Raw genomic sequence first — 13,542 nt, 5'->3', positions numbered from 1 at the left:
TCACTCCGCCGGAGCCTCTTCTGCGGCGGGCGCCGGGTGCTGGGTCGCGAGGATGTCGACGACGAAGACGAGCGTCTCCTCCTGGAGCTCGTTGCCCTCGCTCGCGCCGTAGCCCTCGGCGGGCGGGATGACCGCGAGCACCTGCGAGCCGACCTTCTGGCCCTCGAGGGCCTTCTTGAAGCCCGTCACCACGCCCGTGGTCTCGAACTGCGCGGGCGTGCCGCGGTCCCAGCTCGAGTCGAACACGGAGCCGTCGGAGAGCTTCACGCCCGTGTACTGGACGAGGACCATGTCGCCCGCCTCGACCGTGGCGCCGTCGCCGGCCTTGAGGGTCGACAGCTCGGTCGTCTCCGGCGCCTCGGCGCCCTCGGGGATCGTGACGGTCGGAGCGCCGTCCTCGGCGAGCTCGACCGTGGGCATGCCCTCGGTCGGCTCCTGCTCCTCACCCCACGCCGCGGTCGGCGTCACGCTCAGGAGGTCGAAGACGTAGATCTGCGCGTTCGTCGCGGTGCCGGCCTGGTCGGTGCCCGACGGAAGCGCGAGCACGAGACGCGAGCCGACGTTCTCGCACCCCGTGAACTGGCCGAGCGACTCGGGCGACACGAGCGCGGGGAGCAGCTCGCCCTCGTTGTAGCCGAGCTCCCCGACCTTCTCGCCGCTCACGGCGTCGTAGGCGGTGAGCGCGTAGTTGAGGTAGTCGCCGCTCTGGACCGGCTCGCCATCGCCCTCCTCGAGGACGAGGCGCTGGGCCTCGGGGACCTCGATCGGCTTCTCGAAGGTGGCCGTCGACGGCTCGCCGAGCTCGCCGTCCACCGTCACCGACTCCACGGCCTCACCCGTGGGGGCGGCGGCCGCGCAGAGGTCGGCGGGCGTGCCCGTGGGCGACGCCTCCGGCTCCGCCTCTCCCGAGGGCGCGCAGCCCGCGAGGGCGAGAGCCGCGACGACGGCGGTGGACATCAGGCCAAGGGAGCGAGCACGCACGGAAACCTCATTCATCGGGGGATCGCGTCCCATCCTCCCCGATTTCCGCTCCGCATGCGCTGAACGCCGCGGTCGCACCGGCGATCCGCAGGATTCCGGCGGCGGCATACGTCGGCAGTACCCTGGAGGGATGACCGACGACGTGCAGAACCCGGCCGAGTCCGACGGCTCACCCGTCCGCCCCAGCTGGGTCTACACGCTGGGGCGCGTCGTCCTCGCTCCTCTCGCGCGCGCCGTCTACCGCCCTCGAGTCGAGGGCAGGGAGAACATCCCCGCCGAAGGGGCGGTCATCCTCGCGAGCAACCACCTGTCGTTCATCGACTCGATCGTCATCCCGATCGCGGCGGCACCGCGCCCTGTCCACTTCCTCGCGAAGTCGGATTACTTCACCGGCACCGGCTTCAAGGGCTGGTTCTCGCGGACGTTCTTCACGGCCGTCGGCGCGATCCCTGTCGACCGCGCCGCCGGGCAGGCCGCGCTCGACGCGCTCGACCGGCAGAAGGACATCCTCGCGACGGGCGCGGCCGTGGCGCTCCACCCGGAGGGCACGCGCTCGCGCGACGGGCGCCTGTACAAGGGCCGGACGGGCGTCGCGTACCTCGCGCTCGAGAGCGGCGCCCCGGTCGTGCCGATCGGGCTCATCGGCACGGACAAGGTGATGCCGGTGGGCGCTCGGATGCCGTCGCTCCGCGACCGGGTGACGGTGCGCTTCGGCGCGCCGATCGATGTGTCCGTGCACGGACCGGCGTCCTCGGGCAAGGCGCGCCGCGCGGCCACGGATCAGATCATGGCGGCCATCCACGAGCTGTCCGGCCAGGAGCTCGCCGGGGTCTACAACGAGCTTCCGGCGAGCAGCACGCTCGAGAAGATCAAGCGCGCCCTGCCCCACGAGCGCCTGTAGCCGTCAGCCGACGGAGACCTCCGCCTCGTGGTGCACGGGGAAGTTCACCGAGTTGGCGATGAAGCACCACTCGTGGGCGTCGTCGTGCGCCGCGCGCGCGTCCTCGACCATCGACGCGTCGGCGACCGTGACCCGCGGGCGCAGCGTCACGCTCTCATACCGCCCGCCGTTGCCCTGCTGGCGCATGGTTCCGACCGCCTCGTCGACGTACGACGTGACGACGACGCCGCGGACGACGCACGCGTGCAGGTAGGAGAGCAGATGGCACTCCGACAGCGCCGCGAGGAGCAGGTCCTCGGGGTTCCAGCGCGCACCGTCTCCGCGGAACGGCACGTCGGCGGATGCGAGCACCTCGGGCTTGCCCTCGATCCTCAGGGACACGGACCTGTCGTAGTCGCGGTATCCGGATGTCCCGGTGCCCCGGTTGCCGGTCCAGGTGGCGGTGAGCGCGTAGTGGTGTTCGCCGAGCATGCCCCCAGTGTCGCACCGCGGACGCCGGCGGAGGGCCCGCGGCGCTTCGTTAGGGTTGTGAGGTGACCCCAGAGACCTTCACCGCCCCGGATGCCGTCGAGCTCGCCGTCGTCGATCGAGGAGGGTTCGTGGAGTCCCGCCACGTCGGCGCCGCGCTCGTGCTGTCGCCCGACGGCGAGGTGGTCACGGCGCTCGGCCGCACCGACGCGCTCGTGCTCCCCCGCTCGGCGCTCAAGCCGCTGCAGGCCATCGGATCGGTCACCGCGGGCGCGCCCCTCGAGGGCGAGCGACTCGCGCTCGCCACCGCGAGCCATGCGGGTACCGACCGTCACGCCTCGGTGGTGCGTGACATGCTCGGATCGGTCGGCCTCAGCGAGGACGCCCTCGGATGCCCCGCACAGTGGCCGAGCGACTCGACGACCCGCGACGCGATGGTGCGCGACCACTTCGAGCCGTCCCGCCTCCGGATGAACTGCTCGGGCAAGCACGCCGCGATGCTCATGGCGTGCGTCGCGAGCGGCTGGGACACCGCGACGTATCTCGACCCCGCGCACCCGCTGCAGCTGCACATCCGCGAGGTCGTCGAGCGACTGTCGGGCGAGCGCGTCGGCGCCACGGTCGTGGACGGCTGCGGCGCGCCGGTGCACGCGATCACGCTCGCGGGGCTCGCGCGCGCCGTGCACCGCGCGGGCAACTCGTCGGAGCGGTCGCCGTTCGCGATGCACCGCGTCGCAGGCGCGCTCGTCCGGGCGGTGCGCGAGCACCCCTGGACGGTCGACGGGCCGGGCCGCCCGGACACGGTCGCGATCGAGACGTTCGGGGTCTACTCGAAGTTCGGCGCGGAGGGCGTGCAGACGATGATCGCTCCTGACGGGACGACCGTGGCACTCAAGATGCTCGACGGCTCGACGCGCGCGGGGGTCGTCGTCGCGCTCACCCTGCTCGCGCGGGCGGGCGCTCTCTCGGCGGAGGCGGTCGACTCCTTCGCGCGCAGCCACCCGCTGCTGTCGATCCGCGGCGGCTGCGTCGAGGTGGGTCGCATCCGCGCGACCGTGTGACGCCGAGCCCGACCGAGCCGTGTCGGATCATGGCAGCACGATCCGTCGCGGCGGGAGCCCGTCGGCGCACAGCCACGCCCGCGAGGCGCGCGTGCGCGCGAAGGGCGGCAGCTCCCGCTCCCCGGTGAGCGCGCGCAGCTCGGTCGCGCACTCGGCGCCCACGACCAGCGGATGGCCGCCGCGCGCCTCCTGAAGAAGCGCCCACTGGCGCTGCCACGACTCAGGCTCCCCCGCGACGACGACCGGCGCGTCCGCGAAAGCGAGGCTCTCGAGAGAGGATCCCGGCGGGAGCTCGTCCAGGGCGAGGATCCGCACGCCGTCGCCCCATCCGTCGGCGAGCGCGGCGCAGCGTCGACGTGCCGCTTTCACGACCAGCGCGGTGACGGGAGCGCCCGGGCGCCAGGCGACGGGCGTGGCCGGCTCAGCGTCGTCGCGAGCTGCGCCGGGAGCGAGAGCGAACTGCACCTCCTGCCCGTCGAGGACCCCGCGCCCGGGCGGCCGCCGCGGGTCGAACGTCGTCGCGTCGCCGCCCGCCGCGGCGTGGTCGGCGCGCGACGCGAGCGCCAGGAGCGCCCGCCGCGGAAGGAGATCGATGATCCGCGCGACCGCGCCGGTGACGCGCGCGGTCGTCGCGACGACGGTCATCCGCCTCTCCCCCGCATCGCGCACGACGTTCTCGATGCGCTCGGCGATGGCGTGCGCGTAGTCGTGGGGGAATCGCGCGAGCAGAGCGTCGAGATCGTCGATCAGGAGCAGCCCGTCGACGGCGTGCTCGGCGCGCTCGACGGCATCCCAGGCTCCCTCCGCGTCGCGGGGGACGACGATGGCATCGGGGCGCTGCGCACGGACGAGACGCACGACGTTCGAGGTGCCGCTCCCCGATCCGCCGACGACGACGAGCCCGCGCTCGACACCGGGGCGGAGGGTCACCACCGGCTGGCGCTGCCGCTCCGGATCGTCGGCGATGCCGAGCACGACGGCGGAGGCATCCGGCTCGCGGCCGCGCACCGCGGCGAGGGGCAGCTCGGACGGCAGCGGCGGCAGCCACGGGCCCTGTGCGCGCGGCGCCCCCTCGGCGACGATCGGCGCGAGCTCGCGCGGGGTGGTGAGCGCGATGCGCGTGAGCCGTGGCGCCGCGTCGGCCGCTCGGCGGATGTACGCGAGGCCGCGCCCGTCGGCGCCGCCCGGCAGCGTCGCGGCGAGATCGACGCCGATCACGCCGCGGCTCTCGGACGGCTCGGCGACGCGCAGGGCGATGCGCAGGGGGCAGTTGGCGACCAGGGCATCGCGGAGCACGCCCGTCGAGCGCTGCGTGCCCAGGATGAGATGCATGCCCAGCGCCCGGCCGCGTGCGGCGACGTCGGCGAAGACGGCGTGGAGATCCGGGTGCTCCTGCAGCATGGCCGCGAACTCGTCGACGACGATGACGAGGCGAGGCAGCTCGACGCCGGGCGCGCCGACATCGCGCGCCCCGCACGCAGCGAGCCGTGCCTCGCGCCGGCGCACCTCGGCGCGCAGGCTCTCGACCGCCCGCCGCGATGCCGCCCCATCGAGGTCGGTGATGACCCCGGTCACGTGCGGCAGCTCGGAGAGCGCATCGAACGCGGTTCCGCCTTTGAAGTCCGCGAGGAGGAACACCACGCGGTCGGCGGTGTAGGTCCTCGCGAGCGAGGCGACCCACGTGACGAGCAGCTCGCTCTTGCCCGCTCCCGTCGTCCCCACGACGACCGCGTGCGGACCGTCGGCGACGATGTCGATCACGGCCGGCTCGCCGTCCGCCCGCCCCACGACCGCCGGCAGACCCGCGCGATCCCCGGATGCGACGGGCTCGAGCTCGCCGAGGGTCAGCGCGGCATCGGGCCCGCCGCGGCCGCCGCGCTCGGCTCCGCGGCCCGCGAGCCCCTCGGCCACGGCCTGCGCCTGCGCGCGGGAGACGGCCTCGAGGGCGACGTCCTCCTCGTGCGTGCCGCGGATGAGCCGCCCCTGCAGGCCCTCGCCGACGTCGAGGACCGCCCCGCAGGCCTCGGGCGGAGCGGCATCCGGCGCGCGGACCGCGATCACGATGTCCGCGTCCGGCGGCGGTCCCTCGCCGGAGAGCGCCAGACGCCGCGACGGCGCCGAGGTCTGCCGATGCGGCAGCGCCTCCATCCACTCCTCCCCGGGAGGAGCCGCCGCGACGCCGAGAGCCTCGGGAGCCATCCGCAGGCAGACCTGGAGCGCGAGGGCGCGCGCCACCGCCTGGGCCACGACCGGCGCTCCCCGCACGCACACGCCTTCGCCCGGTGCGATGGAGATCGGGGCATCGGGAAGGACGCCCGCCCGCCGGCGCAGGGCGTCTGCGCGCTCGCCCTCGCCGCCCGACACGCGGACGCGACTCGATGCCTCCCCGCGGCCGACCACGAGTTCGTCGGAGGGAGCGCGCCACACCGCGCGCTCGTCGGCGAGCAGCGCACCGAGATCGACGAGCCGGCGGTTCAGCTCGACCCGCTCGCGATCGTGGCGCTGCTCGATCTCGCGCTCGATGCGCGCACACGCCTCGGCGTAGGCGGCGTCGGCGCGCCGACGCTCCCGTCGGGAGCTGCGTCGCGCGTCGACCGCGGCGGCGACGGCCATGAGCGGGCCGAGGGCGGCGAAGCAGAGGGACAGCAGCGACCCCGTGACGAACCACATGGCGACGCCGCCGACGACGGGCACGAGCGCCGCGAACAGCGGCCAGCGTGCGGGCCGCGGCGGCGGGGCGGGCGACGGCAGCGAGAGCGGCTCGTCGATGCGCGCCGCGAGGGGACTCGTCATGCTCCCATGTCATCGCGGATGACGAGTCGGATGGCCGGCGACTGCTCCCCTGTGGACAGACGCGCCGGGCGCGCAGGCCTGTGCACGCGGCGCGGGCCGCGTTGTGGTGCCCGGAATCGGATGGCCGGGGCTCCTGTGCGCGTGTCTGTCCCAGGAGCGCTCACCCGCCCCGCCGATCCGAATCCGGTGACGCTCGCATCCCCGGGCCGATCCAGCGCGCAGGCCGATCCGGCGTGGGCCGATCCGGCGCGAGGGCCTGTGCCCGCGGCGCGTGCCGGCCCGCGCCGACGTCAGGACGCGCTACGCGGCCGGGCCCGCCGTCTCGGACGGGTCCGGGTCCTCATCCGTGCCCGAGGCGCCTGCCGTCTCGGCGGCGTCGACGGTCGGCAGCTGCGCGGTCGCGGCGTCATCGGCGGACGCAGGGGCCGGAGCGCCGGGCTCGGTGACGTCGACGACGATGATCGAGATGTTGTCGCGCCCGCCGTTCTCGAGCGCCGCGGCGAGCATGGCCTCGATGGCCGCGGCAGGGTCGGGGTTCTGCCGGAGGAAATGGAGGATGCCGTAGTCGGTGAGCTCCTTGGTGAGCCCGTCCGAGCAGATCACGAAGCGGTCGCCCGCGCGCACGTCGAGCCGCACGTAGTCGGGGATCACGCTCTCGCTCGGCCCCACGGCGCGCGTGATGACGTTGCCGTACGGGTGGTTCTCGGCCTCCTCGGGGCTGAGCCGACCCGAGGCTACGAGCTCCTGCACGAGCGAGTGGTCGACCGTGATCTGGGCGATCGCGTCGTCGCGGTCGAGATAGACGCGCGAGTCGCCGATGTTCAGGACGATCCAGGCGTCCTCCTCGCCGTCCGCGTGGAGGTAGATGCCGGTGACCGTCGTGCCGGTGCCCTCGTCGGTCGTCTCGGGGTGATCGCCGATGTCGCCGACGGCGCGCTGGAGAGCCTCCTCGATCGCCTCGGGAGTGATGTCGCCGTGCTCGACCACGCGCTGCAGCTGCGCGATCGTGCTGGCGCTCGCGATCTCGCCGCCGATGTGGCCGCCCATGCCGTCGGCCACGACGAAGAGCGGGAACTGCGCGAGCACCGCGTCCTGGTTGATCTCGCGCTTGCGACCGCGGTCCGTCACGGCCGCCCACGAGACGGTGACGTCGCCTCCGGATCGTCGCACGATCGTCGACTGCGTCGTCACGGGTGCGTCTGGCACGGATCGGCCTCCGGGTGTCGTGGAGCGCTCGTGCGAGCGAGCGCGGGTCATCACATCTTAGTCGAGCCGTGCGACCCGGCTGCGTCGGCCGCACGGCGGAGGGCCCGCACCGGTGCCGGTGCGGGCCCTCCGCGAGGTCGTCAGCGCGTCACGGCTGCGCGGGAGGCGCGGGCGGGGACGGCGGACGGTCGTCTCCCGCCGACGGGGCGGGTGGCGTGGTCCCGCCGGGAGGCGGCGGGTACGCTCCGGGCGCGTCGCCCGCGGGCGGGAAGGCGCCGGTCGCGTCGGCCGGCGGCGGGTACGCACCCGGGGCGGGCGGCGGCGGGTACGCGCCGGGCTGACCGGCCGCGGGCTGACCGTAGGCCGGGGCGGCCTGGCCGTAGCCGGGCGCGGCAGCGGGCTGGGTCGGCACGCCGTCCCACACGGTGCGGTCGCCGAGGAATCCGTTGCCGGCCCACGAGGCGGGCGCGACGTTGGGGTTCCAGCGCGACTTGTCGAAGGCGTTGATGCCGAGCCACACGAGCGACAGGAACACATAGAGGACGACCCACGCGCCCTCCTTCTGGAGCTTGAGCCCGACGCGGTAGGCCGCCATCGCGGACAGGACCGCGATGGCGAGGCTGAAGACATACCCGATGCCGATCCAACTCAGCAGCAGCGCGCCGCCGAGGCCGTACAGGACGAGCCAGGGGCTGAGGTCGCCGAGCTTGAAGAACACCATCATGTTGTAGACCGGCACCCAGGCGCGCCAGCGCCCCTGCACGCCCGCCTTGTCGAAGATCTTCATCAGGAACCACGAGCCCAGGACGTAGAAGACAACGCCGATCAGGAGTCCGAAGAAGGCGAAGAGTCCCGCGAGCGCGAGAATCGCGCTGCTGTCGGGACCGTACACGTCGTCATACATGGAAGTTCCCCTCTGTCTGCAGCTGCCGTCAGCCGCAGCTCACACGATGCCAGAAGCGCGGTATCCCCCGCTACTCCCGCGCGAAGAGCAGCACCTCGCGCGAGCTCTCCCCCGGCCGCAGGTCCAGACCGGCATCCGCGGCCCACGCGAGGAGCCCATCCGCCGTCCGCCACGTCGGACGCGACTCCGCGAGGGCGCGCACGAACAGGCCCTTCGCCTTCTTGTTGAAGTGGTTGAGGGCGCGCACCGCTCCGTCCGCGCCCTCGACGACGACGGACACGTAGACCGACGCGACGTCGTCGGGCACCGGGCCGAGGTCGACATACGCCTTCGAGCGCAGGTCGACGACGAGCCCATCGGCCGCCTCCCGCAGCGCCTCCCCGGTCGGGCCCGCCCAGTGGCGGCGGAGCGCGGGAACGCCCGGCAGCGAGGTGCCCGCGGCCAGCCGATACGCCGGCACGAGGTCGCCCGCGCCGACCGGGCCGAACGGCGCCGTCTGGATGAGCGCATGCCGTGCGAGCCAGCCACGCGCGGCACCCGACAGCGACGCCGCGTCGAGCGCGTCGAACAGCACGCCCGTGTAGCGGTCCATGGCGGGCATCGTCGGCGCCGTCAGCAGCGCGGCGTTGTGCGCGATCTCGCCGCGCTGGCGCTCGCTGAGCTTCAGCACGCGCGCCGCGCGGTCGACGTCGGCCGAGAGCGCGACGAGGGCCTCGGCGACGTCCTCGCGGTGGCGCCGCAGCGAGGGCAGACGCAGGCCGCCGAGGTCGATCGGGGGCCGGTCGCCGCCGGGCCGCTTGGTCTCGGACGGGGGAAGGAGGAGGAGCACGGATGGTCCCTTCCGCACGGATGGTGCACAGACGAAAGCGCCAGGGCGGAGGATCCGAGGATCCTCCGCCCTGGCGGGAAGGTGAGCTGCGTCAGTCGACGAGCTGGGCGTGGCCGGCGACGATGGTGAGCACGTCGCCCTCCATCGACACGAACCCGTCGCGGGCGTCCGCGACGATCTTCGTGCCATCCGCCTGCGTGATGCGGACCTGCCCCTGAGAGAGGATCGACAGCACGGGCTCGTGCCCCTGCATGAAGCCGATCTCACCCTCGGTGGTCTTGGCGACCACGAGGCTCGCCTCGCCCGTCCAGACCTCCGCCTCAGCGGAGACGAGGGTGACGTTGAGCGCCATGATCAGGCGTTCTCCTTCTGGATCTTCGCCCACTGCGCCTCGACGTCGCTGATGCCGCCGACGTTGAAGAACGCCTGCTCCGCGACGTGGTCGAACTCGCCCTTGACGATCGCGTCGAACGACTCGATCGTCTCCTTGAGCGGAACGGTCGAGCCCTCGACACCGGTGAACTTCTTCGCCATGTAGGTGTTCTGCGAGAGGAACTGCTGGATGCGGCGTGCACGCGACACGACGATCTTGTCCTCTTCCGAGAGCTCGTCGACACCAAGGATCGCGATGATCTCCTGCAGCTCCTTGTTCTTCTGGAGGATCTGCTTGACCGACGTCGCGACGCGGTAGTGGTCCGCGCCGAGGTAGCGCGGGTCCATGATGCGGCTCGTCGAGGTCAGCGGGTCGATCGCGGGGTACAGACCCTTCGACGCGATCTCACGCGAGAGCTCGGTCGTCGCGTCGAGGTGCGCGAACGTCGTGGCGGGAGCCGGGTCGGTGTAGTCGTCGGCCGGCACGTAGATCGCCTGCATCGAGGTGATCGAGTGACCGCGCGTCGAGGTGATGCGCTCCTGGAGCACACCCATCTCGTCGGCGAGGTTGGGCTGGTAGCCCACGGCCGAGGGCATGCGGCCCAGAAGGGTCGACACCTCGGAGCCCGCCTGCGTGAAGCGGAAGATGTTGTCGATGAAGAGGAGCACGTCCTGCTTCTGCACGTCGCGGAAGTACTCCGCCATCGTCAGAGCCGACAGGGCGACGCGCAGACGCGTCCCCGGCGGCTCGTCCATCTGGCCGAAGACGAGCGCGGTCTTGTCGAAGACGCCCGCGTCCTCCATCTCGTGGATGAGGTCGTTGCCCTCACGCGTGCGCTCGCCGACGCCCGCGAACACCGACACACCGCCGTGGTCCTGCGCGACGCGCTGGATCATCTCCTGGATGAGGACGGTCTTGCCGACGCCCGCACCGCCGAAGAGGCCGATCTTCCCACCCTGCACGTAGGGGGTGAGGAGGTCGATCGACTTGATGCCGGTCTCGAACATCTGCGTCTTCGACTCGAGCTGGTCGAAGTTCGGCGCCTTGCGGTGGATCGGCCAGCGCTCCGTGACCTCAAACGTCTCGCCCTCGCCGAGGTTGAGGACGTCGCCGGTCACGTTGAAGACCTTGCCCTTGGTGATGTCGCCGACGGGCACCGAGATGGCCTCGCCGGTGTCGCGCACCTCCTGGCCGCGGACCATGCCGTCCGTCGGCTTCAGCGAGATGGCGCGGATCATGTCGTCGCCGAGGTGCTGCGCGACCTCGAGCGTGATCTCGGTCGACTCCTCGCCGATCGTGATCGTCGTCTTCAGCGCGTTGTAGACGTCGGGGATGGCGTCGTGCGGGAACTCGATGTCGACGACGGGGCCCGTGACGCGTGCGACGCGCCCGACCACCGCAGTGGTCTCAGCCGTGGCGTTGGCAGTCATACTTTCGTCTCTTTCCTGGTGGGTCTGCAGCTCAGGACGCCAGCGCGTCGGCGCCGCCGACGATCTCGGCGATCTGCTGAGTGATCTCTGCCTGTCGCGCGTTGTTGCGCAGGCGCGTGTAGTCGGTGATCAGCTTGTCGGCGTTGTCGCTCGCCGACTTCATCGCCTTCTGCGTCGCGGCCTGCTTGGCGGCCGCCGACTGCAGGAGCGCGTTGAAGATGCGGCTCTGGATGTACACCGGCAGCAGGCGGTCGAGCACCTGCGTGGGCTCCGGCTCGAACTCATAGAGCGGGTAGACGTCGGCCGGGGCCGTGTCATCCGCGTCGACGACCTCGAGCGGGAGCAGGCGCACCGACTCCGGCGTCTGCGTCATCATGCTGACGAAGCGGTTGTACACGACGTGGATCTCGTCCACGCCGCCCTCGCTCGCGTCGAGCTCGTACGCCTCGATGAGTGCCTGGGCGATCTCCTCGGCCGTGTCGAAGTGGGGCGTGTCGGCGTCGCCGACCCACTCCGCCTTCGCCGCGACACGACGGAACTGGAAGTAGCCCACCGCCTTGCGTCCGAAGAGGTAGAAGTCGATCTCCTTGCCCTCGGACTTCAGCAGCTCCGCCAGCTCCAGGCCCTCGCGGATCACCTGCGAGTTGAACGCGCCCGCGAGGCCGCGGTCCGCGCTGATGATGACGACCGCCGAACGCCGCACCGTCTCCGGCTCGCGCGTGAGCGGGTGGTCGATCGACGTGTGCGTGGCCACGGCCGAGACCGCTCGCGTCACCGCGCGGGCGAAGGGCGATGACGCGCGCACGCGCGCCATCGCCTTCTGGATGCGCGAAGCCGCGATGAGCTCCATCGCCTTCGTGATCTTCTTGGTCGTCTGAGCAGAAGAGATCTTCTGCTTGTACTCCCTGAGTTGTGCGCCCATGATGCGTCTTCTCCGGAAGGCGTTACGCCTTGCGGCCCTTGACGATCCGCTCCTGGTTCACGTCCTCGGCGGCGGCCGGCGCGAACTCCTCGCGTCCTGCGTCCGTGAGGTGCTTGCCGTCGCCCTGCTTGAACTCGAGCACGAACTTGTCGACCTGCTTCTCGAGCTCGGCCACCGTGTCGTCCTCGAGCTTGCCAGAGTCGCGCAGCGTGTCGAGGATCGACGTGTTGCGGCGGAGGTAGTCGAGCAGCTCGCGCTCGAAGCGGAGGACGTCCTCCACCTCGATCGTGTCGAGCTTGCCGTTCGTTCCGGCCCAGATCGAGACGACCTGCTCCTCGACGGGGTACGGGGTGTACTGCGGCTGCTTGAGCAGCTCGGTCAGACGCGCACCGCGCGCGAGCTGACGGCGCGACGCCGCGTCGAGGTCGCTCGCGAACATCGCGAAGGCCTCGAGCGAGCGGTACTGCGCGAGCTCGAGCTTGAGCGTGCCGGAGACCTTCTTGATGTGCTTCAGCTGCGCGTCGCCGCCGACTCGCGAGACCGAGATACCCACGTCGACCGCAGGACGCTGGTTGGCGTTGAAGAGGTCGGACTGGAGGAAGATCTGGCCGTCGGTGATCGAGATCACGTTGGTCGGGATGTACGCCGAGACGTCGTTCGCCTTCGTCTCGATGATCGGCAGACCCGTCATCGAGCCGGCGCCGAGCTCGTCGGAGAGCTTCGCGCAGCGCTCGAGCAGACGCGAGTGCAGGTAGAAGACGTCACCGGGGTACGCCTCGCGCCCCGGCGGACGACGCAGCAGGAGCGACACGGCGCGGTAGGCCTCGGCCTGCTTCGACAGGTCGTCGAACACGATGAGGACGTGCTTGCCCTGGTACATCCAGTGCTGGCCGATCGCCGAGCCGGTGTAGGGGGCGAGGTACTTGAAGCCCGCCGGGTCCGAGGCGGGAGCCGCGACGATCGTCGTGTACTCCATGGCGCCGGCGTCCTCGAGGGCGCCCTTCACCGAGGCGATGGTCGAGCCCTTCTGGCCGATCGCGACGTAGATGCAGCGGACCTGCTTGGTCGGGTCGCCCGACTCCCAGTTCGCCTTCTGGTTGATGATCGTGTCGATCGCGATCGCGGTCTTGCCCGTCTGGCGGTCGCCGATGATGAGCTGACGCTGGCCGCGGCCGACCGGGATCATGGCGTCGATGGCCTTGATGCCCGTCTGCATCGGCTCGTGGACGCTCTTGCGCTGCATGACGCCGGCGGCCTGGAGCTCGAGCGCGCGGCGTCCCTCGACGCCGGTGATCTCGCCGAGGCCGTCGATCGGGTTGCCGAGCGGGTCGACGACGCGGCCGAGGTAGCCCTCGCCGACGGGGACCGAGAGGACCTCGCCCGTGCGGGTGACCGTCTGGCCCTCCTCGATGCCGGTGAACTCGCCGAGGACGACGACGCCGATCTCGTGCTCGTCGAGGTTCTGGGCCAGGCCCAGCGTGCCGTCCGCGAAGCGGACGAGCTCGTTCGCCATGACGCCCGGGAGGCCCTCGACGTGGGCGATGCCGTCTGCCGCGTCGGTGACCGTGCCGACCTCGTTCGCCGCGGAACCGGTGGGCTCGTAGGCGGCGACGAAGTCCTTCAGCGCGTCACGGATGACGTCGGGGCTGATGGTGATGTCTGCCATTGTCTTCC

Annotated in this window: 12 protein-coding genes; 2 read left to right on the top strand and 10 right to left on the bottom strand. The window is 71.8% G+C overall.

Annotated elements, in window-relative coordinates:
- A complete protein-coding gene (locus M1D56_RS04845) occupies positions 1-957 on the bottom strand; it encodes an FKBP-type peptidyl-prolyl cis-trans isomerase (RefSeq protein WP_271172217.1) in 957 nt (318 codons plus the stop codon).
- 154 nt (positions 958-1,111) lie between these two features.
- On the opposite strand from M1D56_RS04845, the gene M1D56_RS04840 reads away from it, so the two are divergent.
- Entirely contained in the window at positions 1,112-1,882 is a 771-nt protein-coding gene (locus tag M1D56_RS04840; protein ID WP_282978104.1) for a lysophospholipid acyltransferase family protein, read from the top strand.
- A gap of 3 nt (positions 1,883-1,885) precedes the next feature.
- Here the strand turns inward: M1D56_RS04840 and M1D56_RS04835 are convergent, their stop codons facing one another.
- Positions 1,886-2,353, bottom strand: coding sequence for an OsmC family protein (locus M1D56_RS04835; RefSeq protein ID WP_421075635.1), 468 nt, complete (start codon positions 2,351-2,353; stop codon positions 1,886-1,888).
- Between the two features lie 62 nt (positions 2,354-2,415).
- Between M1D56_RS04835 and M1D56_RS04830 the strand changes: the two genes are divergently transcribed.
- Entirely contained in the window at positions 2,416-3,411 is a 996-nt protein-coding gene (locus M1D56_RS04830) for an asparaginase (RefSeq protein ID WP_456284855.1), read from the top strand.
- 27 nt (positions 3,412-3,438) lie between these two features.
- On the opposite strand, the gene M1D56_RS04825 is transcribed toward M1D56_RS04830, so the two are convergent.
- The 8 genes from M1D56_RS04825 to atpA form a co-directional block, all read right to left on the bottom strand.
- Complete coding sequence (locus tag M1D56_RS04825) at positions 3,439-6,204, bottom strand: FtsK/SpoIIIE domain-containing protein (protein WP_456284854.1); 2,766 nt, start codon at positions 6,202-6,204, stop codon at positions 3,439-3,441.
- Positions 6,205-6,504: 300 nt separating this feature from the next.
- The gene (locus M1D56_RS04820; RefSeq protein ID WP_271172222.1) at positions 6,505-7,410 is read right to left on the bottom strand and encodes a PP2C family protein-serine/threonine phosphatase; all 906 of its coding nucleotides are present in this window, start codon (positions 7,408-7,410) and stop codon (positions 6,505-6,507) included.
- A 148-nt stretch (positions 7,411-7,558) separates the two neighbouring features.
- Positions 7,559-8,314: a large exoprotein gene (locus M1D56_RS04815; protein ID WP_456284853.1), complete on the bottom strand. Its 756-nt coding sequence runs from the start codon at positions 8,312-8,314 to the stop codon at positions 7,559-7,561.
- Positions 8,315-8,384: 70 nt separating this feature from the next.
- Positions 8,385-9,143: a YaaA family protein gene (locus M1D56_RS04810; RefSeq protein ID WP_456284852.1), complete on the bottom strand. Its 759-nt coding sequence runs from the start codon at positions 9,141-9,143 to the stop codon at positions 8,385-8,387.
- 91 nt (positions 9,144-9,234) lie between these two features.
- Positions 9,235-9,495, bottom strand: coding sequence for a F0F1 ATP synthase subunit epsilon (locus M1D56_RS04805; RefSeq protein WP_271172225.1), 261 nt, complete (start codon positions 9,493-9,495; stop codon positions 9,235-9,237).
- A 2-nt stretch (positions 9,496-9,497) separates the two neighbouring features.
- Positions 9,498-10,946 carry a F0F1 ATP synthase subunit beta gene (gene atpD, locus M1D56_RS04800; RefSeq protein WP_271172226.1) on the bottom strand — a complete coding sequence of 483 codons (1,449 nt, stop codon included), beginning with the start codon at positions 10,944-10,946 and terminating at the stop codon, positions 9,498-9,500.
- 31 nt (positions 10,947-10,977) lie between these two features.
- Positions 10,978-11,868, bottom strand: coding sequence for a F0F1 ATP synthase subunit gamma (locus tag M1D56_RS04795; RefSeq protein WP_271172227.1), 891 nt, complete (start codon positions 11,866-11,868; stop codon positions 10,978-10,980).
- A gap of 22 nt (positions 11,869-11,890) precedes the next feature.
- Entirely contained in the window at positions 11,891-13,534 is a 1,644-nt protein-coding gene (atpA, locus tag M1D56_RS04790) for a F0F1 ATP synthase subunit alpha (protein ID WP_271172228.1), read from the bottom strand.
- Positions 13,535-13,542: the final 8 nt, after the last annotated feature.

This window comes from Microbacterium sp. JZ101, from assembly GCF_053903175.1.
This window is presented reverse-complemented; position numbering and strand designations above follow the sequence as displayed.

Excerpts from the sequence above, each read along its gene's own strand:
- M1D56_RS04840 (WP_282978104.1), top strand. The coding sequence starts at position 1,112 with ATGACCGACGACGTGCAGAACCCGGCCGAGTCCGACGGCTCACCCGTC.
- atpD (WP_271172226.1), bottom strand. The coding sequence starts at position 10,946 with ATGACTGCCAACGCCACGGCTGAGACCACTGCGGTGGTCGGGCGCGTC.
- M1D56_RS04825 (WP_456284854.1), bottom strand. The coding sequence starts at position 6,204 with ATGACGAGTCCCCTCGCGGCGCGCATCGACGAGCCGCTCTCGCTGCCG.
- M1D56_RS04845 (WP_271172217.1), bottom strand. The coding sequence starts at position 957 with ATGTCCACCGCCGTCGTCGCGGCTCTCGCCCTCGCGGGCTGCGCGCCC.
- M1D56_RS04795 (WP_271172227.1), bottom strand. The coding sequence starts at position 11,868 with ATGGGCGCACAACTCAGGGAGTACAAGCAGAAGATCTCTTCTGCTCAG.
- M1D56_RS04835 (WP_421075635.1), bottom strand. The coding sequence starts at position 2,353 with ATGCTCGGCGAACACCACTACGCGCTCACCGCCACCTGGACCGGCAAC.
- M1D56_RS04805 (WP_271172225.1), bottom strand. The coding sequence starts at position 9,495 with ATGGCGCTCAACGTCACCCTCGTCTCCGCTGAGGCGGAGGTCTGGACG.
- M1D56_RS04815 (WP_456284853.1), bottom strand. The coding sequence starts at position 8,314 with ATGTATGACGACGTGTACGGTCCCGACAGCAGCGCGATTCTCGCGCTC.
- atpA (WP_271172228.1), bottom strand. The coding sequence starts at position 13,534 with ATGGCAGACATCACCATCAGCCCCGACGTCATCCGTGACGCGCTGAAG.